This is a genomic window from Paenibacillus antarcticus (assembly GCF_001637225.1).
GTDB lineage: Bacteria > Bacillota > Bacilli > Paenibacillales > Paenibacillaceae > Paenibacillus_AQ > Paenibacillus_AQ antarcticus.
Window position 1 is genome coordinate 308980 of sequence record NZ_LVJI01000016.1, and the last position, 25438, is coordinate 334417.

Annotated in this window: 22 protein-coding genes; 18 read left to right on the forward strand and 4 right to left on the reverse strand. The window is 39.5% G+C overall.

The features are described 5' to 3' along the window. Positions 1 to 142: 142 nt before the first annotated feature. From PBAT_RS12850 to PBAT_RS12885, 8 genes are all read left to right on the forward strand, one after another. Entirely contained in the window at positions 143 to 898 is a 756-nt protein-coding gene (locus tag PBAT_RS12850; RefSeq protein WP_420848766.1) for a GTP pyrophosphokinase, read from the forward strand. A gap of 231 nt (positions 899 to 1129) precedes the next feature. Then, a complete protein-coding gene (locus tag PBAT_RS12855; protein ID WP_068650134.1) occupies positions 1130 to 2869 on the forward strand; it encodes a sensor histidine kinase in 1740 nt (579 codons plus the stop codon). A 46-nt stretch (positions 2870 to 2915) separates the two neighbouring features. Further along, positions 2916 to 4556, forward strand: coding sequence for a response regulator (locus PBAT_RS12860; RefSeq protein WP_068650136.1), 1641 nt, complete (start codon positions 2916 to 2918; stop codon positions 4554 to 4556). Between the two features lie 139 nt (positions 4557 to 4695). Beyond that, complete coding sequence (locus PBAT_RS12865; RefSeq protein ID WP_068650139.1) at positions 4696 to 6384, forward strand: type 2 periplasmic-binding domain-containing protein; 1689 nt, start codon at positions 4696 to 4698, stop codon at positions 6382 to 6384. A gap of 201 nt (positions 6385 to 6585) precedes the next feature. Beyond that, positions 6586 to 7479 (forward strand): ABC transporter permease, encoded by an 894-nt coding sequence (locus PBAT_RS12870; protein ID WP_068650140.1) that lies wholly within the window; start codon positions 6586 to 6588, stop codon positions 7477 to 7479. Between the two features lie 17 nt (positions 7480 to 7496). Next, positions 7497 to 8375 (forward strand): carbohydrate ABC transporter permease, encoded by an 879-nt coding sequence (locus PBAT_RS12875; RefSeq protein WP_068650146.1) that lies wholly within the window; start codon positions 7497 to 7499, stop codon positions 8373 to 8375. 576 nt (positions 8376 to 8951) lie between these two features. Further along, complete coding sequence (locus tag PBAT_RS12880; RefSeq protein ID WP_068650147.1) at positions 8952 to 10895, forward strand: endonuclease MutS2; 1944 nt, start codon at positions 8952 to 8954, stop codon at positions 10893 to 10895. A 120-nt stretch (positions 10896 to 11015) separates the two neighbouring features. Further along, on the forward strand, positions 11016 to 11417 hold the full coding sequence (locus PBAT_RS12885; RefSeq protein ID WP_068650148.1) for a TipAS antibiotic-recognition domain-containing protein: 402 nt from the start codon (positions 11016 to 11018) through the stop codon (positions 11415 to 11417). Between the two features lie 68 nt (positions 11418 to 11485). On the opposite strand, the gene PBAT_RS12890 is transcribed toward PBAT_RS12885, so the two are convergent. Together PBAT_RS12890 and PBAT_RS12895 are read right to left on the reverse strand one after the other, a co-directional pair. Further along, positions 11486 to 11977, reverse strand: a complete 492-nt coding sequence (locus PBAT_RS12890) for a GAF domain-containing protein (protein ID WP_068650149.1) — start codon at positions 11975 to 11977, stop codon at positions 11486 to 11488. Positions 11978 to 12214: 237 nt separating this feature from the next. Then, complete coding sequence (locus PBAT_RS12895) at positions 12215 to 12994, reverse strand: alpha/beta hydrolase (RefSeq protein ID WP_068650150.1); 780 nt, start codon at positions 12992 to 12994, stop codon at positions 12215 to 12217. Between the two features lie 264 nt (positions 12995 to 13258). Between PBAT_RS12895 and PBAT_RS12900 the strand changes: the two genes are divergently transcribed. The 4 genes from PBAT_RS12900 to PBAT_RS12915 all read left to right on the forward strand — a co-directional run bounded on the left by PBAT_RS12900 (position 13259) and on the right by PBAT_RS12915 (position 16899). Further along, positions 13259 to 14011, forward strand: coding sequence for a DsbA family protein (locus PBAT_RS12900; protein WP_068650152.1), 753 nt, complete (start codon positions 13259 to 13261; stop codon positions 14009 to 14011). 2 nt (positions 14012 to 14013) lie between these two features. Beyond that, entirely contained in the window at positions 14014 to 14445 is a 432-nt protein-coding gene (locus PBAT_RS12905; RefSeq protein ID WP_068650154.1) for a disulfide oxidoreductase, read from the forward strand. A 128-nt stretch (positions 14446 to 14573) separates the two neighbouring features. Then, positions 14574 to 15155 (forward strand): GNAT family N-acetyltransferase, encoded by a 582-nt coding sequence (locus PBAT_RS12910; protein WP_068650156.1) that lies wholly within the window; start codon positions 14574 to 14576, stop codon positions 15153 to 15155. Between the two features lie 235 nt (positions 15156 to 15390). Further along, entirely contained in the window at positions 15391 to 16899 is a 1509-nt protein-coding gene (locus PBAT_RS12915) for an MDR family MFS transporter (protein ID WP_420848767.1), read from the forward strand. 133 nt (positions 16900 to 17032) lie between these two features. On the opposite strand, the gene PBAT_RS12920 is transcribed toward PBAT_RS12915, so the two are convergent. Further along, complete coding sequence (locus PBAT_RS12920) at positions 17033 to 17500, reverse strand: MarR family winged helix-turn-helix transcriptional regulator (RefSeq protein ID WP_068650158.1); 468 nt, start codon at positions 17498 to 17500, stop codon at positions 17033 to 17035. Between the two features lie 313 nt (positions 17501 to 17813). On the opposite strand from PBAT_RS12920, the gene PBAT_RS12925 reads away from it, so the two are divergent. Then, complete coding sequence (locus tag PBAT_RS12925) at positions 17814 to 18596, forward strand: copper amine oxidase N-terminal domain-containing protein (protein WP_068650160.1); 783 nt, start codon at positions 17814 to 17816, stop codon at positions 18594 to 18596. A gap of 223 nt (positions 18597 to 18819) precedes the next feature. On the opposite strand, the gene PBAT_RS12930 is transcribed toward PBAT_RS12925, so the two are convergent. Then, positions 18820 to 20082: a BaiN/RdsA family NAD(P)/FAD-dependent oxidoreductase gene (locus PBAT_RS12930; RefSeq protein WP_068650162.1), complete on the reverse strand. Its 1263-nt coding sequence runs from the start codon at positions 20080 to 20082 to the stop codon at positions 18820 to 18822. A gap of 417 nt (positions 20083 to 20499) precedes the next feature. Between PBAT_RS12930 and PBAT_RS12935 the strand changes: the two genes are divergently transcribed. From PBAT_RS12935 to mutY, 5 genes are all read left to right on the forward strand, one after another. Then, on the forward strand, positions 20500 to 21996 hold the full coding sequence (locus PBAT_RS12935; RefSeq protein WP_169810118.1) for a two-component system sensor histidine kinase NtrB: 1497 nt from the start codon (positions 20500 to 20502) through the stop codon (positions 21994 to 21996). A 135-nt stretch (positions 21997 to 22131) separates the two neighbouring features. Further along, positions 22132 to 22566 (forward strand): BrxA/BrxB family bacilliredoxin, encoded by a 435-nt coding sequence (locus tag PBAT_RS12940; RefSeq protein WP_068650166.1) that lies wholly within the window; start codon positions 22132 to 22134, stop codon positions 22564 to 22566. 133 nt (positions 22567 to 22699) lie between these two features. Next, the gene (gene nadE, locus PBAT_RS12945; protein ID WP_068650168.1) at positions 22700 to 23509 is read left to right on the forward strand and encodes an ammonia-dependent NAD(+) synthetase; all 810 of its coding nucleotides are present in this window, start codon (positions 22700 to 22702) and stop codon (positions 23507 to 23509) included. 223 nt (positions 23510 to 23732) lie between these two features. Continuing rightward, the gene (acpS, locus tag PBAT_RS12950) at positions 23733 to 24131 is read left to right on the forward strand and encodes a holo-ACP synthase (RefSeq protein WP_068650170.1); all 399 of its coding nucleotides are present in this window, start codon (positions 23733 to 23735) and stop codon (positions 24129 to 24131) included. 45 nt (positions 24132 to 24176) lie between these two features. Continuing rightward, positions 24177 to 25340: an A/G-specific adenine glycosylase gene (mutY, locus tag PBAT_RS12955; RefSeq protein ID WP_068650172.1), complete on the forward strand. Its 1164-nt coding sequence runs from the start codon at positions 24177 to 24179 to the stop codon at positions 25338 to 25340. The last annotated feature ends 98 nt before the right edge of the window (positions 25341 to 25438 follow it).

Below are 25438 nucleotides of genomic sequence, written 5' to 3' on the forward strand. Positions count from 1 at the left end.
CAAGAAAATACCTAACATATAGCTTCATGATTAGAGGCGAAATATGATATTAAGTTAGCCAGTGTTATACTGAAATGGAGAGAGCTTAAGAATCTAATATGATGACTAATTATTATGTGTTTAGTGGGGAAGGAAAATGAATATGAATATGAATATGAATGCTCACAATCAAATGGAACAACTCAAACAGTTTAAGCATGATATTACGCGATTTATGATGGTCTACAAATTCGCCTTGGACGAAATGGAGACTAAAGTTGATATATTGAAGGAAGAATTTCAGTCTTTACATGACTATAGTCCGATCGAACATACGAAATCACGTTTAAAGTCTCCAGAAAGCATTATGAAAAAGATGCTTCGCAAAAATTATGAATTAACATTTACAGGTATAAAAAGTAATATTAAAGACATTGCGGGTCTCCGGATTACTTGCTCCTTCATTTCAGACATTTATCGAATGCAAGAAATGCTTTCGAATCAAAGTGATCTCATTATTCTTGAAGTGAAAGATTATATTAAGAATCCTAAACCGAACGGTTACCAGAGTCTTCATTTATTGATTGAAGTCCCCGTATTTCTGTCGGATGGCGTAGAACACGTATGTGTTGAAGTACAGATCCGTACGATTGCTATGGACTTCTGGGCAAGTCTCGAGCATAAGATTTTTTATAAATATAATCAATCTGTACCTGAACGCCTCACGCAAGAGCTTAAAGCAGCTGCAGATTCGGCTAATGCGCTAGACTTACAGATGGAGCGTCTAAATGATGAGATTCAGGAAATTAAGGATGCTCAAAGTGAGGACTCGGTGGATGAGCTAAGACGTATTATGATTAACAACCAACAATTTCACCTTCCCGTAGATCTCTTGAAGCTGCTTGGTGACGGAGAGTAATATTTATACTAAATAATTATATTTCTCGCTGAAACGGATACCATCCTTTAGGGTGGTATCCGTTTCAGCTTGTTTAGGGTCCGTTACCTCGTAACCCTTTTTCTATAAAGATTCACTATAATAACTGCAGAATTATTTCAACAGTAGTCTAGTGGATTTGAATTAAACCGCTTACAATGAAAAGGGAACAATGTATCATCATTTATCATTCAGTAAGGTGGGACTATAGGAATGCCTAAATACAATTTATTCACGAAAATATTGATGATCATTCTAATGATATTAGTACCTATTGTAGGCCTTTATTTCTATTCTAATCAGACGATGACTAGTGTGCTCGGATCAGAATTGAACAAATCGAATGAGAGTCAATTGACGTTTTTTCAGAATCAGGTGAATATGAATTTCGATCGGCTAGCTCTCATGCCTAATCAATTGATTCATGATCCTGACATATCAAGTTTTCGTGATATTTTTATGAATGAGTCATATCTTGATCTAGATGCTATAACGCAAGTGAAGCGAATTCAGGATAAATTGAGTTTGCAGGAGAGTTCTTTGAATTGGAGAAGTGAACTGCTGATCTATTCACCTTCTATGAATCGAGTAGTGTCATTGAATGATGCGAAGCAATACGATCCGAAAGAGCTGAACGGACGTATTCATTCTGGTTGGCAAGTGACTACGAAAGAAAACGGAGGCTTTCAATTTTCATTATTTACAGTGACTCCATATGCAACATTTACGCACCTAGAGGATGCAAATCTCCTGGTTGAGATTAGATTCAGTAGTCTGAATATTGAGGAAATGCTCGATAAGTTTAAGGGTGATGGAAGGCGTGATCCATTCTATTACAAACAGGATGTTGGCGTGATTTATAATGGTACTTCCGATCAGGAGTTGGCAAATCTACTCATTAAAGAACTAGAAAAGAAAGAATTTCAACCTGAATCTGAGCATCGGACAGTGGAGCTGAACGGGGAGAGTTACATGGTGAACATCGTCTTGTCGAAGACGACCGGATGGTATTTGATTGATTATATGCCTTTAACTGATATTATGTATCCGATAGAACAGTCTAACCGTTTATTTTATGTGGCCATTGGAGCATTATTATTGATGAGTTCTCTGGCATCTTACTTGTTATACGCTCAGGTTCAAGTACCGATGAAGAAGCTTGTACATAGTTTTCAACGTCTAAAGAGTGGGGATTACTCGGTTCGAATGGTTCCACGAGGGAATAGTGAGTTCAGCTTCGTATTCGGCAGATTCAACTCCATGGTCGCGCAAATCCAGGAATTGTTCGAGAACGTATATATGGAGAAGATTCATGTGAAAGAGGCTCGCTTAAAGCAATTACAATCGCAGATTAATCCACATTTCTTTTATAATTGTTTCTCTTTTATTTCGAGTATGGCTAAGCTTAAGAACTTTCAGGCTGTCGTCGCTATGTCTCAGAATTTGTCTAATTATTATCGCTATACAACACGTCAGGAACGAGATGTGGTTCCCCTATCAGAAGAAATGGATTTCGTAACTAATTATTTAGAAATACAGAAGATGAGAATGAGTCGTCTTGATTATTCGATTGATCTACCTCCGATATTGAAAAGGTTAGACATTCCATTACTCATCATTCAACCGCTAGTGGAGAATTCGATTATTCATGGAATTGAGTCGAGAGCAGGTGCAGGTCTGGTCCGAATTTCGGGAGAGATCAATCAGGGTGGAGTAACGCTGATTGTTGAAGACAATGGTAAGGGTATGAAGGCACATGAGTTACTGACTTTACAATATAAGCTTAGCCATCCGGTAGAGGAAGGGATGGGCTATGGTCTTTGGAATGTTCAACAAAGAATGCAACTTCGGTATGGAAGAAACGCAGGGGTAACATTGTCAGATTCGGAATTAGGTGGGCTTAAGGTTGTGTTGTATTGGAGTTATCCTAATGAAGCAGAAATGATCGGATGATATTTCATGAAATAGTGGAGAAGAGATATGAAAGGGTGATATGTAAATGATTGAGCTACTATTAGTGGATGATGAGTCCTACGTAACCGAGAGCATAGCTCAGACCATAAAGTGGAATGAAATGGGGGTTAGCCAAGTCTATCAGGCTAGCTCTGCAGCGGAGGCATTAGAGTTATTGGAGGAGCAATCGATAGATATCGTTATTACAGATATTCGGATGCCCGAGATGGATGGATTACAACTTATTGAGACGATTTCCTCGAGGTGGGCGGATACTCGATGCATCTTACTTACGGGCCACTCGGATTTTCAATATGCTAAAAAGGCGATTCAGCTACAAGCTTTCGACTACTTATTGAAACCTGTAGATGATGATGAATTGATAGCAAGCGTATCCAATGCCATAGAATCCTTGCAAGATGAATGGGAGCAGGTCGAGCGATACCAGAAATTGTTATATGATCGAAAGTCCGACCTCACGGTGTTGAGAGCTAATTTAATGTATGATCTATTACTTGGAAGGACATTATCATCCAAGATCATTCGCGATAAGTGTAAACAATATGAGATCCCACTTCAAGGGGATGAGCCTGCGCTGATCATGCTTATTCCCTTAGCGAAGACGTTCGCTGAGATGGATCATCTTTCCATATCACTAATGGAATATGCTATTGGCAACATTGCAGAGGAATTGTTCTCTGATCATTTCCATATATGGCATTGTAAAGCGCCACATGATTGTTTAATTATTATGGTAGCTCAGAAGGATACTCTTCGTCCGAGTAGTAACCGCGGCTTAGATAAAGAGAGTGAACGGAGAGTGAAACTTACGGAGTTGGTTCAGACTCTTCAGAGGAGTGTTAGCAACTATTTAAAGGGGGACATCTCGATTGTTCTAACAGAATGGTTCGAGTTCCCTATTGGAATATCTACAGCGTATCGAAAGGGATTAAGTGCGATCTTCATGGCGGAAGCTCGTGGTTCTCATGGGCTGTTATTCCTAGAGGACATCTTCCAGAGTAAAGATTCAGTCAATAAATCGATAGAGATGTTATACAAGCCACCAACGCTCATTCATTTGTTGGAATCTAAACAATGGGATGCCGCACAGAACAAAATCGATAGTGTATTTCAGGATATGGAGCAAGTATGTTTTATGCGAGAACATCTGTATGAAGTCTTCTTATCTGTGACAAATGCATTCTTATATATCGCCCATAAACATGGGGTGTTCATGCACCAAATTGACCATTCCGGATTTGATTTGTTCATTGATCAGAGGATCATTCATTCACTAGATACACTACGAAACTGGTCAACAGAGATGATGGGTAAGCTGAAGAAAGAGTTATATACGAATGATGAATATACGAATAGCTATATTATTAAACAGGTACACGAGTTAGTAGCTAATGATATGGGTCAGGATACTTCGGTTAAAATGATTGCAGATAAGGTATTCCTTCATCCGGTATATCTGTCTAAGATTTATAAGTCTGAGACAGGTGAAAGCCTTAGTGACTATATGATTCGTAAGCGTATGGAACGTGCGTTGTATCTGTTAAAGAATAGTAATATGAAGATATATGAGATTACGAGTGAGCTTGGGTATCAGAATCCTCAATATTTCAGCAAGATGTTTAAAAAGCATTATGGTGTGACGCCACATGAATATCGTGAACATTAACGATCAACGTAAATATTGTTACATATAGGTTGTTAAAGGTGCAGAAATCTTGAGTTCGTGACATAGGCTGATGACAGATAGCCCCCTATAATTAAAGTTGTAGTTAATATTTTCACCAAGAAATAAAAGGGGGATTAATATGAGAACAGGATCCAAAAAAAGCTTGTTGCTATCTATCTGTATGATGACGGTAGTAGGTATTGTAGCAGGCTGTTCAGGTAGTTCGGGTAATAAAGAGAATGCTCAAGGTACGGCACCTATTGAGACGACAACTTCTGAGAACGCATACAAAGATAAATACGATCCACCTATTAGTATTACTACGGTATGGGGAGTAGATCCTGAACTTAGATTTAAGAATAACGAGACGATAGAGAAAAACGTAGCCACACAATGGGCTAAGGATACCCTCGGTATTGAATTGAAGTCCTTGTGGTCTGTTACAGATACGAATAATGCATTTGCAACGAAGATGAGACTTGCGATGTCCTCAGGACAAGAAATGCCAGATGTTGTAACCATAGGTGACGAACAGTTAGCGCAAGACTTGATTGATTCAGGTTTATTTAGAGAAGTAGGATCGCTGTTTGATCAATATGCATCAGATACATGGAAGAAGGCTGTTGAACTCGATAATCATGTATGGGACCCATACCTTCGTGATGGTAAGAAGATGGGAATTCCGGTACTTGATTATGCCTATAACCATGATTATTTACTTTGGATTCGTCAAGACTGGTTAGATAAATTAGGATTAGAAGCTCCGAAGACGCTAGCTGAACTAGAAATTGTTATGGATGCATTTAAGAACAAAAATCCAGATGGACTTGCTCCGAGTGAGGTTATACCGCTTAGCATAGGATTCAAGAACAAGATGAATACTTGGATGGCAGATCCATCATGGATATTCGGAGCATACGGCACGATTCCGCAACAATGGAATGTCGGTGCAGATGGTAAGCTTGAGTATGGTTCAACTCAAGCGGGCAGTAAACAAGCCCTAGAGAAATTAAAAGAATGGTTTACGAAAGGGTATATTCCTAAAGAAGCAGCATTGTGGGATGAGAACAAGGCTGCGGATCCTGCTGTCGCAGGTAAAGCAGGAATTCTTCCAGGTCCTTATTGGATGAGTGGATGGCCTCTAGTGGATACAGTGAAGAATGTGAAGGATGCTGTATGGAAGCCTATCGCGATTCCGACAGGCGCAGATGGTAAAGCGGGACGACATGGAACGAAGTACACGAATGGTGTCGTATTGATCAACAAGAAAATGAAGAACCCAGAAGCAGTATTTACTTATCAGAACTATATGTTTAATAATTTGGCTGATCCTCAAGTAGGCAGTGAATTTGATAATGGAGTATTCAAAGGGTATGACTATGATATTGATGCCAGTGGTAAAGTACTTCACTTGGATGATATCCCAGGTGGTTACGTGAATAGTATTCGATACCTGCTTGTTCGTGATGGAGCACGTATTCCGGATGCACAGATGAAAGCACTTCTGAATCTTGCAAATGGTGGTGAAGCTAAAACGAAGCTTGAATTAGAAGCGAAGAATAACTATGGAACGGAGACACCAGCTGCAGCTAAGGTAATATTGGAGCAAGACAGTATTTCGATGAAGAATATGTTTACAGGTCCCACAACGAAGACAATGAAATCGAAGATGGATTATCTGAACAAAATTGAAAGCCAAGCGTTTAACGAAATTATTTACGGTGAGAAGCCGGTAGATTCTTTCGATAAGTTTGTAGAAACATGGAAAGCTTCAGGTGGAGATGCCATCACACAAGAAGTGAATGAATGGTATGACACGGTAAAATAAATAGCTTACACCAAGCATCCCAGACCACGAACGAGTGGTTCTGGGATGCTTGGCGTTTATGGCATACTCGCAGAAACAAAGAGGTTAAAATCGTACCATTTATATTGCTTTTGTTAGCTACTCCCTCTAAATCTGGGTTGCTATAATTCAGGTATACAGACACTCAAACATCCACAATAGAAATGTGTAAGGGGCGAGATTATGAGAACTTTAAAAAAGGATTGGAAATTCCATCTAATGCTGTTGCCTTCGCTTGTATTTCTGGTCATTTTCAACTTCATTCCCATGGGAGGAGTGGTGATGGCATTTCAGAATTACAAACCATGGCTCGGTCTAACGGGATCCGAATGGGTTGGATTAGATAACTTTCGCTATTTGTTTGAAAGGGAAGATAGTTTGCAGGTCATATGGAATACACTTATTATCGCGGTGTTCAAGTTGATGTTTAATTTAGGTGTTCCATTTGTATTCTCTATATTGCTAAATGAGCTTCGTAAGATGGTTTTCAAGCGTTTCGTACAGACGTTAGTATACCTTCCACATTTCCTGTCATGGGTTATCTTGGGCGGAATCTTAATTGATATTCTTTCCACAGATGGTGGGATTGTCAATCGGGCTTTGGGTGTAGTTGGAATAGAGCCGATCTTCTTCTTAGGTAACGGAGATTGGTTTAGATTTACGGTCGTCGTTTCGGATATATGGAAAGAGTTCGGATTCGGTACGGTGGTGTTCCTAGCAGCCTTAGCTAACATTAATCCTACACTTTATGAGGCAGCTGAGGTTGACGGGGCCAGCCGGTTTAAACAAACACTTCACATCACGATTCCTTCTATCATTCCTATTGCAATCGTTGTAGGTACGCTCGCACTTGGAAATGTCCTCAATGCGGGATTCGACCAAATTTTCAACTTATACAATTCCTTGGTCTACGAGAAGGGTGATATCATTGATACCTTTGTATATCGGACAGCGATATTGAATGGCGAGATGGGATTCGGAACCGCTGTTGGCCTCTTCAAGTCGGTCATTAGCATGATCTTAATTCTAATTTCTTATCGATTAGCCTATAAATGGGCCAACTACAGAATCTTCTAAAGGAAGGGGAGAACTACATGTATCATAAAACATTATCCTACCGTATATTTAATGTATTTAACATTTGTTTGATGCTCATTATTGCTCTGCTATGTATCATTCCACTTGTTCATGTATTAGCAGTATCATTTAGCTCAAAGGCTGCTGCGGATGGGAATCTTGTAGGATTGTGGCCTATTGATTTTACATTAGAATCTTATAAAAAGACGATGAATAACCCGATCTTCCTACATTCCATTTGGGTATCGATTAAAAGAACGGTGATTGGAACAGGGCTAACGCTAGTACTAGCTTTTCTAGCAGCCTATCCTCTATCTAAGGAGAATTCCGCTTTCAAAGGAAGAAATATATACTCGTGGTTATTTGTTTTTACGATGATCTTCAGTGGAGGACTCGTTCCATTCTATATGGTTATTCAGAAAATAGGTCTAATGGATTCGTTCTGGGTACTCGTTCTACCTGGTGCAGTGAATGTATATCTGACGATTCTACTTCTTAACTTCTTTCGAGGTGTTCCTAAAGAACTTGAAGAGGCAGCTTTAATCGATGGTGCAGGACATTTCCGAGTCATGTTCAGCATCTATTTACCAGTATCTTTACCAGCTATCGCAACACTTGCGCTATTTAGTATGGTAACACAATGGAATTCCTGGTTTGATGGTCTGCTGTACCTTAATAATGCTAAGGATTATCCGCTAGCTACTTTTCTGCAGACAGTCATTATTCAAAGAGATATGAGCTCGATGAGCATTAGTCCCAAAGAGATGGAGCTTATCTCGACCAAGACGGTAAAATCGGCGCAGATATTCATAGGAGCACTACCTATACTGGTCGTATATCCTTTCCTCCAGAAATACTTCGCGTCAGGACTTGTCGTTGGTTCAGTAAAGGAATAGTTATATAAATCATTGTAGGAGTGGACATCGATTATGACTAAAACAACTTAAGCACCTTTCAGTTCCAAGGTCCCTCACGTGAGGGGAATCGTCCAACTTCAGCAAGATGGGGTCTTTGTGTTGAAGCGGCCATCAGCCCATTGACTATTGATGGGATAATTGTTAAAGTAGTTTCATCCTAACCCAAAGGGGAGCGATTTTGATGACGAGGTTTGTTCTTAACTAATAAAACTCCATATGGACTGCATGTACGATAAGGAAATTTCGCTTGAGAGAGCGGATTTATTTGCTTATGTCTGTATAACAGTCTTGGAATAGTTAAGAACACGCGAAGCATCAAACGGCGCCTTTGGCTGTTTATTTCTTTGTAAATATAGGATGAATGGGAGTTCCTCACTTCTTAAATAGTGGGGAGACGTCTCAATCATACTATACGCGGTCGTGCTCTTGGAGCACGATTTTTTGCGTTTACATGAGAAAAGAACAACTGGATTTGAGGGCAAAGAATGACGACACTCGTCTATTCTTTGCCCTCTTTTTTTGTTATTCAAAAATTGAAGGAGGAACATGAATATCATGGATAAAGCAACTTTAAGTATGTTGGAGTATGACAGGATGAAGGAAAGTGTCATGGCATATGCGGTATCGTATGCAGGAAGAAAGCGGGTTATAGAGCTTCATCCCATGGATCAGATAAGGGTAATTCAACGTGCAATGGAGGAGACAGATGAAGCGACGGCAATGATTGAGAAGGGAGCCAGTATCCCATTACCTTCTTTAGAGGGAGTAGATTATGTCGTTTCCTTGCTGAATACAGGATACATGTTCACGGAACAGGATCTTATGGCGATGTACACCTTTCTCAATAGTTGCAGCCAGTTGAAGAAGTATATGGCGGGTAAGGGGCATATTGCGCCTGTCATTAGTACGTATGCTTCTTCATTAGACGATCTTTTGAAAGTGAGAAGAGAAATTGAGCGCTGTATTCAATATGGTAAAGTGTCGGATCAAGCGAGTAAGAATCTGGAGAGAGTTCGTAAGAAAATAGTTGTTATTAAAGAACGTATTCAGAAAAAGCTAGCGAATGTTCTATCGAGACACCAATCGATTCTTCAAGAGAGCTTAGTGTGTATGAGAAATGGACGGTACGTCATTCCAGTGAAGAAGGAGTATCACAAACAGGTCAAAGGCGTGGTGTTAGATCAATCTACAAGCGGCCAAACGGTGTATATGGAGCCAGATGAAATCTCTGATCTACAAGTTGAGATGTATATGCTAGAAGCGGATGAAGCAAGAGAAGAAGGAATTGTACTGTATGAATTAACTCGGTTACTTGAAGCTGAAGTTGCAGCTATACTTCTGAATATTGAAGTCACCGGAACATATGATTTCATTATTGCGAAAGCGAAGTATGCTAGGTCTATTGGAGGTGTGGCTGTTCAGCTGAATGATAAAGGGATCATATCTGTTCAAGGTGCGAAGCACCCGTTGCTTCTACAGAAAATGATTCCGTTATCTGTTGAGATCGGACAGGGATATCAATCGCTTATCATTACAGGACCGAATACAGGTGGCAAGACCGTGGCTCTCAAAACAGTGGGGTTGCTCACACTTATGGCACAATCAGGAATGCTAGTTCCCGTGGAGCAGGGCAGTAATTTCGCTGTATTTTCAAATATCATGACCGTTATTGGTGATGGCCAAAGTATTGAACAATCACTGAGTACCTTCTCTGCACAAATTCAGAGAATCACTCATATGGTACGTGCTGCGGATCGATCTACATTACTTCTGATTGATGAACTGGCAGCGGGAACCGATCCGGGAGAAGGAATGGCATTATCGATTGCGATTCTGGAAGAATTGAACGCCCGAGGTGCTTCCATGATGGTTACGACACATTTCAATGAACTAAAGAGCTTTGCATCACGAACTGCGGGATTTGAGAATGCCAGAATGGAGTTCGATGTTGAGACTTTAGAACCGCTGTATCGCTTAACCATAGGGGAGTCAGGTCAGAGTTATGCTATTGAGATTGCTAAGAAACTAGGTATGGTCTCAGACATCATCAAGCGATCACAGGAAATTGTCAGTAAGCAGCGAAGTCATGTCTCTGGTGCTTGGGAGGATCAGGTGTTTGAGGATATAAAGATTGAAGTCGAGCCTTCAGTGGAACATGTGGTTGTAGATAAGATCGATCGTGAGGGTAAGAAGAAGGGTGCTGTTCCTGCGACTAAGTTTGAATTGGGAGATAGTGTTTATGTGACTACTTTCGGAAGGACAGGAATTGTCTATAAGCAGGAGGACGCGATGGGTATGGTAGGTGTGATGATTCAGAAGCACAAGCACCAAGTGAATAAGAAAAGACTTCAATTATTTCTGGATAAAAGCGAACTGTATCCTGATGATTATGATTTAAGCATTATTTTCGATTCCAAAGAGAACCGGAAGAAGAGAAGAATCATGGAACGTAGACACGTAGATGGACTTATGATTACGCAGGAACCTGGGAAAGATTGAGAAGTTTTTTGTTTTAATTATGGCCATGTGGGTAATTGAGACTTATAGGAAGTATGTAGGTAGTGAAATATAGTGAAAACAGGAATGGATAGAGGGGTTGTCCATTAGAAGGAGCTTATTATGAAATCGGAACTATATGATCATGAACCACTTGAACAGGATATCCTCCAGCGATATGGAGATAGTTCAGAAGATATAATGGAAGAAAGTAAAAAGAAGATGGAGCAATGGACGAGGAAAGATGAAATAGAATCTCAAGCTCAAGTTGACCGAGTAAACATACAACTTAAAGGAGCTATTGAAGCGGGACTTGCACCAAGTAGCCCGGAAGTACAACAGATCATACATCGGCATTTCAAATCGATTGGACGACTCTATAAGCCGACTGCGGAAGTTTATAGAAGCTTGGGAGAACTATATGTGAGTCATCTCGACTTTAAAAATATTTTTGATTCCTATCATCCTAATCTTGCAGAATATCTTCGTGATGGCATGAAGATATTTGCAAAAGAACAGCTTTAATGTCATGAATACAGAGGTTGCCCCTTCGTTAAGTTATTTGACCGAAGGAGCAACTTATTTTTGTTGAATTATCCTAAGGACGACAGTTGAGCTGTTAGAATTTCTACGAATTGCTCCAGAAATTGTTGCTCTTCGCTGTCAAATCTGTTCTTTAGAGGACTATCAATATCTAAGACGCCATACAACTCGCCGTCTTTTATAATCGGAACTACAATTTCACTATTAGTGGCACCATCACAGGCGATATGACCGGGGAAAGTATGAACATCATCGACCACCAATGTTTTTCTTTCTGAAGCTGCAGCACCACAGACCCCACGGTTCAGTGGAATACGTATACAGGCAGGCAATCCTTGAAATGGACCCAGTACAAGCTCCTTACCATCATAAAGGTAGAAGCCCACCCAATTGATATCGTTCAAAAATTGATTGAGTAGAGATGATGCATTAGCTAGATTAGCGATGGAGTTAGGTTCGTCATGAATAAGTGCTTTTAATTGCTCTAACACGGTTGTAAATGAACTGCTTCGGTTGCCTTCGTAGGGAATCGCTTGAAACATTACACTCCACCTTTCTTTTAACCACTGGTTAATTATAAAAGATAGTACAACGTGACCTCTCTCGTCAAGTGGAAATTACCTCTAAAGAAAAACATAAAGGTGGCACTTTTGATCTACATAAGTTCGGGGAGAAGTTAGAACCTTAATCATTTCAATGAAGCTTTAAGGAAGCTCAATCTCATAAACAAACCTGACGAGATATAATCGTCAGGTTTGTTTGTTGGGTGAACTCATGTATTAAAGTGACTTACGCAGTGGGAGCCATTTCAATACGTCCTGTATTTTGCTATCCCAGTATCCCCAGTCATGCCCTCCGAGTTCTTCCTCATAGGTGAGCTTTAAATCGGTACGAGCACAGGCAGTTCTAAAAGTTTGGTTGTCTTCGTATAGGAAATCTTCTGTTCCACAGCATTGATAGAGAAGCGGCTTAGGGCCATCTGCTTGATCACACTGCTGGAGTAAATGAAGAATATCATTATCTGTACCACGGATATCCTTGTCGCCAAAGATGTGAGTGTAATTCACAGGGGAGTTGTTCATATGGATATGATTAGCCATATCTAAGGCACCAGACAAGCTTGCAGCAGCTGCATATTGATCGGGTCGGCGTAGCGCAAGTTTCATCGCTCCGTAACCACCCATAGATAAACCTGCTACATAATTATCTTCTCTAGCTTCTGAGAGTGGAAAGAAAGATCGGGCAATTTCAGGTAACTCTTCGTTGATAAAAGTCCAATAGCGATTTCCCTGAGCCATATCTGTATAAAAACTAAGATGAACTTGTGGCATCACCACAGCAATTCCAAGCTCAGCGACATAACGTTCAATGGAAGTACGACGTAGCCAGATGGAATCGTCATCCGTTAGTCCGTGTAACAAATATAAAGTAGGATGTTTATCTCCTGATTTATTATTTTTCATACCTATTTGTGTTCTCGTCTGTTGCGGTAGAATCACAGTCATAGAAGTACTCAGACCGAGAACCTCAGAGTAAAAGTTACAATGGAATAATGCCATGTTGGATAACCCCTCGTCTATTATTTGTTAGTAATACATAGATTATAATTGAAATGACCGTAAATGAGCTAATGATAAATTGCAGAATATGGATCATAAAGGTTTGACTTGATCCGGGGATTGTTACTATAATTGTTATAGTTAAATAGCTTTACAATAGATTAGTATGAGATATAGAATTGACAGCTTAATTTGTAATTGAATTCGAAATTAAAGCACAACAGATGTTGAATTAAATTATAAGAAAGGGGTTAGAAAAGATTCATGAAACCAAAGAAAAATGCTAATGCGATCGCCATGCGTAAATTGGAGAAAGAAATGAAAATCAAACGTATGCAAAGGATTATGTGGATTACTGGAGCTTGTATTGTTGTTCTTATTATTTTAGCTCTGGTATTAAGACCGAGTTCGAATGACAGTTCAGATACAAATGTGGCATCATTTTCATATGAGAGTCTACCTATTATTGGGAAGGCTGATGCACCGGTGAAAATAGTAGAGTTTGGAGATTATAAATGTCCATCCTGTCAATTTTTTAGCCAGAATTTCAAGCCGCAATTAATGAAGGATTTTGTTGATAAAGGACTCGTATCTTTTCATTATATGAATTATCTAGTGATTGATCCAGATAAAGACTCCAACACAGCGGCTTTGGCAGCACAGTCGGTATTCCATCAGAATAATGATGAATTCTGGAAGTATTATCATGCTCTATATGATAATCAGAAGGATGAGTCAACCATCTGGGCTACGCCTGAGTATCTTGTTGAACTGGCTCGTCAAGAGAATATCGCCATTGATTACGATAAGCTAGCTGCGGATATTAAGGATAAGACGTATCAAGATGAAGTGAATGAACATCAGGAAATAGGGAATAAGAACAACGTGAGTAGTACGCCTTCAATCTTTATTAATGGAAAACTATTTGTAGCTAAATCAGGAATGAATTATGATGACCTTGCAAAGGCAATCAATGATGAAATAGCATTACAAAATGCGGGGCAAGAAGGGAAATAACCATGAAAGTTAAAGGGTTCTTCAGAACGTATTCCCTATATTTAGCTTGGGTTGTATCTATCATAGCCACTTGCGGTAGCTTATATTTAAGTGATGTAATGCTGTATGAGCCTTGTAAGCTTTGTTGGTTCCAGAGGATATTTATGTATCCTCAGGTAATTCTGTTGGGTATCGCAAGCTATAAAGATGATAGAAAGATCATTTCTTATGTGCTTCCTTTGAGTATCATTGGTGGAAGTATATCCATATTTCATTACTTGGAGCAGATGGTTCCAGGATTCGCTAAGGTTGCACCGTGTTCTGTAGGGATACCTTGTAATTTTGATTATCTGAACTGGTTCGGATTTATTACCATTCCATTACTTGCCCTTATTGCATTTATAATGATCATTAGTATACTGCTGTGTGGAAGAAACAAAGAAGAAGAAGAATAGGATTTTAACAAGGAGTGCTAGCTGGAAACGGCTGAGCACTCTTTTTCTTTTTGTTTATGAGGGTATTATTATGTAAGATACGAGATAGAGTGATTATATTCATGATATAAGCAGGGAGGTTCATACATATGTTCGTTTGTGGCGGGAACATTCCACAACTTGAGGGAAATCGAATTCAGCTACGCAGAATGCAGGCTGAAGATTCACGATCATTATTTGAGTGCTGGTCAAAACAAGAGGTTCGTGAATACTCAGGTATTCCAGAGCTTGAATCCATAGATGCTGCCACGGAGATGATTCAATTCCTGAACGCCTTGTCAGAGACGGAGGATGGGGTAAGATGGGGAATAGTGAATAAACAAAATAGGGAGTGGATAGGGAGCTGCGGTTTCAATACGTGGCAATTAGAAGGGGCGTATCGCGGGGAAATTGGTTGCGAGTTATCTAGTCTTTACTGGGGACAAGGGTATATGGGTGAAGCGATAGAGCTTTTATTACAGTACGGGTTCCAAGAGATGGGACTACACCGTATTGAGGCTCTAGTAGATACACGAAATGAACGTGCCAGTAGACTATTTGCTACTCAACATTTTCAGATGGAGGGTATTCTTAGGGACTATCGTCATACGGATGAAGGATATCACGATGTACATATGTACTCATTATTAGTGAGAGATTGGTTGTTGGAGCATATGGAGACGCCGCAATAATTACCTGTATGCTCATATGTAATCATGGTCACAACCGTATCGATCCACGTAGTAAGTTAGTGTTGATTCTGTGTATCCGATACGAAATGGGACAGCTACGAAATCGTTATTATACATTCCTATCTAATCGTCCACATCTAAATAATTAACAAATAGTGACATGCATTCATGACATATTTACGGTAGAATACAAGAAGCGTATTGCTATACTGAACATTAGAAAGGAATTACATTCGTGAATCCATCAGTAAATATTAAACGTAATTTTATTTTAGCGGGTCTTTTGCTCTCAACATTCATGTCAGCCATTGAAGGAACCGTTACTGGACCAGCTGGACCAGCTATTGTAAGTCATTTCGGTGGCATGCAACTTATGAGCTGGATATTTACGGCTTATCTTTTAACGATGGCTGTAACCACACCGATTTTCGGTAAAATCAGTGATATATATGGTCGTAAACCGGTATTTATCGTTGGCTCAATCATATTTATCTTGGGATCATTACTCTGTGGATTATCTCAGAATATGGAACAGCTTATCATATTTCGTGCGATTCAAGGGATTGGTGCAGGGGCAATCGTTCCTGTAGCCTTTACGATTATTGGAGATATCTATCCATTAGAACAACGTACCAAGGTTCAAGCGCTCATTAGCTCTATCTGGGGGATCTCATCTTTAATTGGACCCTTACTTGGCGGTTATTTTGTTGATTATTGGAGCTGGCGTTGGATATTTGGATTTAATGTGCCCTTTGGGTTAGTGTCTATCGTGCTTATCATGCGTTATTTGCCGAAACATACGGTGACAAGGAAAGCCAAAGTAGACGTAGCGGGAGCGCTAACATTTACCATTGGTGTGACGGCACTTTTGTTCACAATGGCTACGGGAGGGCAATATTATGATTGGAATTCGCCCTTATTAATTGGATGTATGGTCATCGCTGTTGTGTTCCTTGCATTGTTTCTTATTGTGGAAAGAAAAGCCGCAGAGCCTATGCTTCCGCTTCAGCTTTTTCGAATCCGTGACATTGCAGTATCCTCTGTAGCTAATCTACTTATAAGTTCACTCTTGATTGGGATTACGACGTATACACCGTTATGGATTCAGGGTGTCTTGGGTAAGAATGCGACCTTCTCAGGTTTGGCTTTGGCACCTATGTCGATAGGATGGGTACTGGGTTCTATTGCGGGTGGGAAGATGTTGCTCACTGCAGGTTCACGTAAGACAACGTTAATCGGAGTTTGCGGTATTGTCGCTAGTGCAGTAGGAATGGCCATGATGACAAGTGAGACATCTAATATAATCTTGTTACTACTAACATTTATTTATGGGATCGGATTCGGATACACCTCGACGGTATTTACAATTATTGCTCAGTCTTCTGTTGGGTATAATCTACGTGGTTCCTCAACGGCCCTCAACTCATTTATTCGCTCTTTGGGTCAGACGATTGGTGTAGCCGCCTTCGGTTCATGGATTAATATAAAAATTGCAGCTTTGTTAAAAGATACACCAGGTACAGAGAGCGTATCTCAAGCGGACATAAATAAGTTGCTTTCTCCTGAAGAAAGTAAGAATATAGCTGAGTCTCTATGGCTTAGTATGCGTTCAATACTTGAAGGAAGTTTGCATTCTCTCTTTATCATAATGGCTGTTATTTCTATTATTAGTATGCTGGTGGTGACTAGATTTAAGAATAAGGCACCTTCTTCTGAAGAAAAGGCAATGGCTACAAAAAATTAGGATGTAGTGAATGATGGTATGAACATGACAAAAAAAGCTCCAACATCACTTTAAAGTGGCGTTGGAGCTTTTTTTGTCAACATATATATAAAAAATACGTTGTACGTGTTGCCTTCTTATTCATTGCAACTTGTTACTTTCTCGATGATGGAGATAGACGTTCAGCTTGAATACCCATTTTTTTGAGAAGAGAGATCATTTGACATTTCTCTTCCGCATTTAATCCGCTTAGTGCACGGTGAATTCGTTCTGAGAATTTAGGGTATAGGTCGTTCATTAGTTGTTCGCCTTCGGTAGTTAGCTCGGCGAATATAACACGTCGATCGGTAGGACAGGGTCTGCGACGAAGGAACCCGCGTTCTTCTAATTTATCTATAACATATGTGACATTTCCACTCTGTAGTAACAGTTTTGCACCAATCTGTTGAATGGGTTGAGCTCCTTTGTAGTATAGAACCTCCATAACAGCAAAGGCAGTTGGATTGAAGCCTTCAATTTTGCTGCCAGTTACGGCATGTTCATTCACACTTTTGAAAGACTTGGCAAATACACGATACAGATGAAGAGAGATTTGGGTATCAACTTCTTGAATTTGAATCAAGGTTCTCACCGCCTTTATATTCATAAATGGATAAATTTGATGATTATGTATTCATTTTAAGCGAAGTGATGTATAGATGGACATGTGATTTGTCACAATGACAACGCTTTTAATATTTAAAATTAAAAATTTATCTCTCCAGGGATCTTAATAAGACCCAACCCAAGGTATACAAGAGTTGTTCCTTTCATGGAACCCATGTATCTGAAACATTTTTTGGAGTGTCTACGTTATAGAGGGTAGGTGGGGACTCGCAATTGGGTCATATATTCTTCTTTATTAACATACTTAATGACAGCAGGGAGTACACAACATGAACAAGATCATTACATCACTAGTTATTGCTATATTATTTAGTTCAATTCATTTATCCGGTACAACATTTGCTGCTACAAAGGAAACACCTATCATTATTGATAACGGTAAAATCTCAAATGGAAGGACTTTAATTCCGATAAGAGCGGTTTCGATTAATCTTGATTTTAAAGTGAATTGGAATCAGGAATTAAAGACGATTGTAATTACTGATAAAGAGACTACGATTTCTTTGAAAGTAGATTCTAATAAGGCAAGTGTCAATGGTAAAGCCGTTACTTTGGAAGCACCTGCCCAAATAATTAAAGGAACGACTTATGTTCCGTTACAATTTATGAGTACAGCGTTCGGAGTGAATGTTAAGTGGGATCAGTCATTTAAAGTAGCTCATATTACTTTGGAGGATCTCGATATTCTAATCTACACAATGAGGAAACCAATTCCGAAATTAACAGAAGAGCAATTCAAGACTTTTTCTCGTATAGCAAATGAGGCAGCGGTGATAACCGATATCCCTTATGCAAAAGCGCAATTCAAACCTTATTTCACAGACAAATTACTTGGTAACATAATATGGTATAAAGGATTACCTTACGAAACACAATTTGATGAAGAAAAAAATAATTTGATAACCTATAAAGATATTTATAATTCAGAAGCAACAATATCACAAGTTGCTCAATTTGTTAGTGTTGTGTGGATTACGCGTACAATGGAGTTGAAGTTCACTGAGACAGGCTGGAAAGTGCAGACAATCGATTTTAAGTATCTGTATTTGTAGAAGGTTAATCATTTTATATGGTTTGACTGGTTACATATTGGTATTCCTGAACTTATCCAACTATAAATGAGAACAGCGGTAGTATAAGGCGCGCTGCCTTATACTACCGCTGTTGTATATTCCTTTAGCATGATCATTAGTTGTATAGAATAATCACTAACGCTTCTTTAGAACAATTCAGCTCTGAAGCCACTACTCGAATAGGTGTTTCTTAGTTGATCCCTCACGAATAGCTTTCTGCTGCGTGCATGCCCGCGGTATAACCAGTTGAGAATGCAGCGGTGATGTTATATCCCCCTGTGTAGCCATGAATGTCTAGAATTTCTCCGCAAAAGAATAATCCCGGCATTAATTTAGATTCCATTGTTGAGGGATTTATTTCTTTCAGATGGACACCGCCACCTGTAACAAAAGCATCGTCGAGTGATTTCGTTCCTGTTACATAGAAGCTGAATTTTTTTAATACGCTTAAGAAAGCCAACCATTGTGTTTTTTGCAAATGAGCGTACGTTGTATCTCCATCTAATTCAGCTTTGGATAAAAGAAGTGGAAGCATCCGTTCAGACAGCGAACCTTTCAAAACATTCTTAATTGCCTTTTTAGGTTCAGCTTCTAGACGTTCTTTGAGAAAAGCGTCGAGTTCTGTTGGAGAGTAATCTGGGAATAGATCAACAGACATTTCAACTTTCTGAACGTTAAATTTCATTTTAACTTGGCGAATAAATTGACTACATCGAAGCGCAATTGGACCGGATATCCCGAAATGCGTAAAGATAAAGTCTCCTCGATGATGAATGACATTTTTCCCTTTTGGGTTCCATACGGACAGTTCTACATCACGAAGGGAGAGGCCTTGCAATTCACGATCTTGGATCCATTTTTCTTGGGAAACAATAGGAACCTCGGTAGGATATAGTTCTGTAATGGTATGCCCAGCAGCTTCCGCCCAAGCATATCCGTCTCCAGTAGATCCAGTCTGGGGTACAGATTTACCTCCCGTAGCCACGATTACACTAGAAGACTTAAATATCTCCCCTGAGATTAGCCTTACGCCAACGGTCTGTCCATTCTCGTAGAGAACTTCAGCGATCGGACTATGGGTACTTATCTTAACGCCCAACTCTTGTACTTTGCTTAGCAATGTGTTGACTACGCTAGAAGCTTTATCGGATACGGGAAACATTCTTCCATGATCTTCTTCTTTTAAAGCAATCCCCAGACCTTCGAAGAAAGCCATAATATCACGATTATTAAAATGTCCGAATGCACTATAGAGAAAACGTCCATTCCCAGGAATATGAGCAATCAATTCTTCTCTCTCTTTGGCATTCGTTACATTACAACGTCCGCCTCCGGATATTCCTAGTTTACGTCCCAATTTATTACCTTTATCAAGCAGTAGAACGGAAGCACCTTTACTTCCAGCGGCTACACAGGCCATGAGTCCTGACGGACCTCCGCCTACAACAATAACATCGTATGTCATTCATTAATCTCCTTTTTAGCAGTTAACCCTTATGTCAGTTAATCATTCTCTTCTTTAAGATCATAACAAATAGATATAGGTTACAACAACTCTAGTAAGAGATATAATATAGAATATATTGTAATAATATCAGAGCTGTTATTTAATATAGTTATATTGCTTTTAATGGTACTTAGGTAGGGAGGAGAGATAGGTATTTATAATGTCCTTAAGAATATCCTATTACAGGTATTGATATCTAGCTCATTTGCAGTTCTATTCCCTTTCACTCTTGATAAATACATACATCACAAGGGGAAGTCTAGAAATTTAGATGCTACTGCTTTTACTATAGTTATTTTAATATCGAGTGCCTTAAGTCTGATGTTATGTTCTATGTTTTCATCTGAACTGTATGGGGAGACTATACCTCTTAATATGGGTATTGTTCCGCTTTTTGTTGGGATCTTGTATGGTGGTTATAAATCAGGAGTGCCATTGGCTATTTTATATATTATTTGTTATTTCATATTTACAGATCATTATTCAGTATATAGTCTAGTTGTGCATACAGGGTTATGGATGTATCCTGTTTTGTTCTGGACTTCTTCTTTCTTTTTAAAAGCTTCACTAAAAGGAAAGATAATTCAGATCGTTATAAGTCTATTGCCCGTGATACTGTTGGTGCATGTAACCCATCTTTTTCAATGGAATAATCTACACTTTTCTAACGTGACCACTATACTTATGGTTACCTTTTACTTAATAATTAGTCTTGTTTGGGGAGCCATTGTTATTTATTTGATTGAATTTTCATTAGAGAGGTTACTTCTTAAGGAACAGATTATGGGGATGTCCGAGAAATATTTACGTGAAGAGGAAAAATTACAGCAGGTCATGGACATGACACCCCTCTGTATGGTTTCTTTAGATCGGAATGGCAGAGTGACTAGCATTAATGAAATGATGATGAATCTGTTTAAAATAAAGATGCCTAATTTGTCCAAATTAGAGGTTATTGGACAAGATGTTACTTTGTTTACGTACGATATGATGGAAAAGGAGCATATTGAATATCGTGTTTCTCAGGCACTTCAAGGAATAATCATGGATCATGAATTAACACAAAATGAGTCTAAAATATATTATACGAATACTTCTCCGCTTACTAACTCTTATACAGGTGAAATACTGGGAGCTGTATTGGTTATTCAAGATATTACAGAAACCGAAAGACTTCGCAGTGAGTTGGGCAATATGGAAAGACTTAGCTTGGTAGGTCAGATGGCAGCAAGTATAACACACGAAATCCGTAATCCTATGGCAGTAGTTCGTGGTTTCTTACAACTCATGCACGAGAAGAGCCCTAGCACGTTAGATCATTATTACCGAATTGTCATGGAAGAGTTAGATCGGGCGAATGGTATTATTGATGACTTTTTGTCCCTTGCACAGAATCGGGTAGCAGAGAAAACAGATTGCCACTTACATAAAATTATTTATGATCTGAGCCCACTTTTATGGGCAGATGCAAATTTGCGAGGTCAGAGTATTGAGTTAGAACTTGACGAGAATGTACCTGAACTCCGTCTGAACTCAAAAGAGATTAAACAACTAATTCTAAATATAGCGCGTAACGGAATGGAATCTATGCATGTTAAGGGTCAGCTCACCATACGAACTACAGTAGATGACAATTATGTAGAACTGATTATATCAGATACAGGAGTAGGTATTCCGAAGAGTAAGATAGATGAATTATTTGTCCCCTTCTTTACAACCAAGGATCAAGGGACAGGGCTTGGATTGGTATTATGTCGTAGTATTGTTGAACATCATAAAGGCATAATTACAGTTCATTCCGAAGAGGGTATTGGTACATCGTTTGTTGTGAAGTTTCCTCATAATAACACTAATACATTAAATTTATTGTGATTTATGTTTTATGAGTAAGGGATAAATAATCTGTAAAGTACTGTCTTTCTTACTCAGTTACTTGCTTTCAAACATTCAGAATAGGTATAATCAATGAAGTCATTGTTATATATGATTAATGAGGAGTGAATGAGAATGTCTATGTCTTTTGATCGATATATGCGAGATATGATTCAACCGATGCGGGATGAATTAACAAATTTAGGTATTCAGGAACTTACAACACCTGAAGAAGTTGAGGCACAAGTGGCCAATGCTAAGGGTACAGCTTTGATCGTAATTAACTCAGTATGTGGTTGCGCTGCTGGACAGTGTCGTCCTGGTGTTGCAATGGCGTTGGAACATGCTGTTGTGCCTGATCAATTATTTACTGTATTTGCTGGGCAAGATAAAGAAGCAACAGCTAAGGCACGAGAGTATTTCGCTCCTTATGCGCCTTCTTCACCTTCCATTGCATTGATGAAAGACGGAGAACTTGTTCATTTCATCGAACGTCACTCCATTGAAGATAGATCCGCGCAAGAAATTGCTGCAGAACTAACAGAAGCGTTTGACCGTGTATGTAAGTAATACTTAAGTGTTGGCTGCATTATAAACCCCGAAGTTGCGGCAATCCGACAGCTCCGGGGTTTTGTGTACAGTATTTAAGGAATAATCATGAATTCACGAATGACATATTTTTAGAAAAGGGGTGCGCTTAAGAATGAGTTTACAAGAACAGATCATCGCAGAATTAGGGGTTAAACCTGTTATTAATGTGGAATCAGAAGTGAAGGAAAGAGTGGCCTTCCTTAAGAATTACGTTAAGAACGCTGGATCTACAGGATTACTTATTGCAATTAGTGGTGGGATTGATAGTGCAGTTGCTGCTGGTTTGTGTAAATTAGCTACAGATGAACTATCTAAAGAAACAGGTAAAGATTACATGACACTTGGTGTATTTCAGCCCTATGGAACACAAGAAGATATTGATCATAGTTATGAGACGGCGAAGGCATTCGATCTTAAACATACGGTTGAGACGAATATCGAAGATGCTGTCACTGAAGTGGCATTGGAAGTAGAGCAAGGACTCAAAGGTATGGGTATCCATCGTCATATCAGCCACAAAGGCAAAGGTAATGTTAAAGCAAGAACACGTATGGTCATGCAATACGCATTATCTTTTGAGCTGAATCTGATTGTAGTCGGAACGGATCATGCATCCGAAGCCATTACTGGATTTTATACCAAATGGGGAGATGGCGCGGTAGATATTACACCACTTAGTTCCCTTAACAAACGTCAAGTTCGACAACTGGCTGCTTATATTGGTGTACCACAGTCCATTTTGGATAAAGCACCTACAGCAGGGTTATGGGAAGGTCAGACAGATGAAGAAGAACTGGGTCTTACATATGAGGAGAATAGCGACTATCTAGAAGGTAAAGAAATTAATGCTGATTCACAGGAGCGTCTAGAGGGTTTCTACACAAGAACGGCTCATAAACGTAATTCTATACCGGGGATCTAAGTATGTTATTTATGTGTGTTACTTGGTCCTGATATAAGATAGAAATTCTAAATAGAGTGCACACAGGTAACGGTTGTGGCACTCTATTTAGAATTTTTTCTCAAGAAACATTAATATCAGATAAGACAAATGGTAACATGAGTTATGCTTGGAGAGGTCGCAACATATCGCATCGGCTGATACAATAAGGAGTGAAGCTCCTGATGGAAGGTGTGTGGAACCCATGATTTATGGAATCGGACACGATATACTTGAGATTAATCGTGTTGAGCAGTTGCTCAGTAGAAGCAATGGTCAGGCATTCATGCAAAGGGTGCTCACATCGAAGGAATATGAATTAGCTCAAAGCCGAGGACCGAAGATTACGGAATTTACTGCAGGTAGATTTGCTGCTAAAGAAGCCATAGTCAAAGCATTCGGCTGTGGAATCGGTGCAATCATTGGTTTTGGAGATATAGAAATTCTCCCTGATGACTTGGGGAAACCAAAGGTAGAATTAAGCGAACAAGCATGGGGGAATTTGAACCTTCCGGGACAATCAGCGAATTATGCTATTCATTTGAGTATTACGCATCAGAGAGAGCTTGCTTCTGCGTTTGCAGTTATTGAGAGAGTGAATTAAGCTTGCTTCTGCCCATGAAATACAAAGATAGATAAGGAGAAGCACATGTCTAATATAGAACAACAACGCTATTTCAGTGAGAATCTGCTGAGCTGGTATCTTGAGAATCGACGGGACTTACCTTGGCGACGCCATCGTAACCCTTATTATATTTGGATATCTGAAATTATGCTTCAGCAAACACGTGTAGATACGGTCATTCCATACTTCAATCGATTTATAGAGAAATTTCCTACGATTGCAGATTTGGCAAATGCACCTGAGCAAGATGTGTTGAAGAGTTGGGAAGGGCTAGGATATTACTCTCGTGCACGCAATTTACAGTATGCTGCCCAACAGGTACTAGATTTACATGGAGGTCAGGTACCTAGTGACAAAGAAAGTGTGTTCGCGCTTAAAGGCGTGGGCCCGTACACTGCAGGAGCCATCCTTAGCATTGCATTTAATCAACCGGAACCAGCCGTAGATGGTAATGTCATGCGAGTACTGTCCAGATTCTTCTTAATCGAAGAGGATATTATGAAGGGAAGTACACGCACTTTGATGGAAAGACTAGTGGTGGAGTTAATCCCAGAAGGACAGGCTTCTCACTTTAATCAGGCCCTTATGGAGCTTGGAGCGCTAGTCTGTACACCTAAGTCTCCTTGTTGCTTAACATGCCCGGTTATGGAGCATTGTGAGGCAAGGATAGAAGGCAAGGAGGGGCAACTTCCCATCAAGTCGAAGAGTAAGCCTCCGCGTCCAGAACAACGATTTGTTGCCTTGATTGAAGGTCAAGGGAAGCATGCTGGACAGATATTGATTAGGCAACGTCCAGAGAGTGGATTACTTGCACGGATGTGGGAGCTTCCACATATGATCTCACCTGTAAGTCGTGGTGGAAGAATGGACGATCTGCGTGCACAGAGCCTGCTAGGTGTGGAAATGGCGTCTGAGGGAATTCCAGCAATACCTTTGGAGCATTTCATGGATATTGAACATATATTTAGTCATATTCGTTGGAATCTCCAGGTATATCGTTGCAAAGAAGAGGATCAGATGGTTATAGAGGAGAATAGCGAACCCTATAAGATGGATGTGACCGATATTGGGGACACCATCACTGAATATCGTTGGATAAATGAAGAGGATATGACATCGTACGCTTTCCCTAATGCATTTTTGAAGATTATTAATGCTAATTTCGAAGAGAAAAGAATGAAATTATAAATTAAGCTCTCAACAAGATCTATAGATTTAAAAAAAATGATCCGACCCTAAGTGGGTGGATCATTTTTTTGCTTATAATTAAGTATAAGTTTGTTTAA

What these genes read in the sequence shown, in the direction of transcription:
- PBAT_RS12850 (WP_420848766.1), top strand. Translation starts at nt 143, where the DNA reads ATGAATATGAATATGAATGCTCACAATCAAATGGAACAACTCAAACAG.
- PBAT_RS12855 (WP_068650134.1), top strand. Translation starts at nt 1,130, where the DNA reads ATGCCTAAATACAATTTATTCACGAAAATATTGATGATCATTCTAATG.
- PBAT_RS12860 (WP_068650136.1), top strand. Translation starts at nt 2,916, where the DNA reads ATGATTGAGCTACTATTAGTGGATGATGAGTCCTACGTAACCGAGAGC.
- PBAT_RS12865 (WP_068650139.1), top strand. Translation starts at nt 4,696, where the DNA reads ATGAGAACAGGATCCAAAAAAAGCTTGTTGCTATCTATCTGTATGATG.
- PBAT_RS12870 (WP_068650140.1), top strand. Translation starts at nt 6,586, where the DNA reads ATGAGAACTTTAAAAAAGGATTGGAAATTCCATCTAATGCTGTTGCCT.
- PBAT_RS12875 (WP_068650146.1), top strand. Translation starts at nt 7,497, where the DNA reads ATGTATCATAAAACATTATCCTACCGTATATTTAATGTATTTAACATT.
- PBAT_RS12880 (WP_068650147.1), top strand. Translation starts at nt 8,952, where the DNA reads ATGGATAAAGCAACTTTAAGTATGTTGGAGTATGACAGGATGAAGGAA.
- PBAT_RS12885 (WP_068650148.1), top strand. Translation starts at nt 11,016, where the DNA reads ATGAAATCGGAACTATATGATCATGAACCACTTGAACAGGATATCCTC.
- PBAT_RS12890 (WP_068650149.1), bottom strand. Translation starts at nt 11,977, where the DNA reads ATGTTTCAAGCGATTCCCTACGAAGGCAACCGAAGCAGTTCATTTACA.
- PBAT_RS12895 (WP_068650150.1), bottom strand. Translation starts at nt 12,994, where the DNA reads ATGGCATTATTCCATTGTAACTTTTACTCTGAGGTTCTCGGTCTGAGT.
- PBAT_RS12900 (WP_068650152.1), top strand. Translation starts at nt 13,259, where the DNA reads ATGAAACCAAAGAAAAATGCTAATGCGATCGCCATGCGTAAATTGGAG.
- PBAT_RS12905 (WP_068650154.1), top strand. Translation starts at nt 14,014, where the DNA reads ATGAAAGTTAAAGGGTTCTTCAGAACGTATTCCCTATATTTAGCTTGG.
- PBAT_RS12910 (WP_068650156.1), top strand. Translation starts at nt 14,574, where the DNA reads ATGTTCGTTTGTGGCGGGAACATTCCACAACTTGAGGGAAATCGAATT.
- PBAT_RS12925 (WP_068650160.1), top strand. Translation starts at nt 17,814, where the DNA reads ATGAACAAGATCATTACATCACTAGTTATTGCTATATTATTTAGTTCA.
- PBAT_RS12930 (WP_068650162.1), bottom strand. Translation starts at nt 20,082, where the DNA reads ATGACATACGATGTTATTGTTGTAGGCGGAGGTCCGTCAGGACTCATG.
- PBAT_RS12935 (WP_169810118.1), top strand. Translation starts at nt 20,500, where the DNA reads ATGGGTATTGTTCCGCTTTTTGTTGGGATCTTGTATGGTGGTTATAAA.
- PBAT_RS12940 (WP_068650166.1), top strand. Translation starts at nt 22,132, where the DNA reads ATGTCTATGTCTTTTGATCGATATATGCGAGATATGATTCAACCGATG.
- nadE (WP_068650168.1), top strand. Translation starts at nt 22,700, where the DNA reads ATGAGTTTACAAGAACAGATCATCGCAGAATTAGGGGTTAAACCTGTT.
- acpS (WP_068650170.1), top strand. Translation starts at nt 23,733, where the DNA reads ATGATTTATGGAATCGGACACGATATACTTGAGATTAATCGTGTTGAG.
- mutY (WP_068650172.1), top strand. Translation starts at nt 24,177, where the DNA reads ATGTCTAATATAGAACAACAACGCTATTTCAGTGAGAATCTGCTGAGC.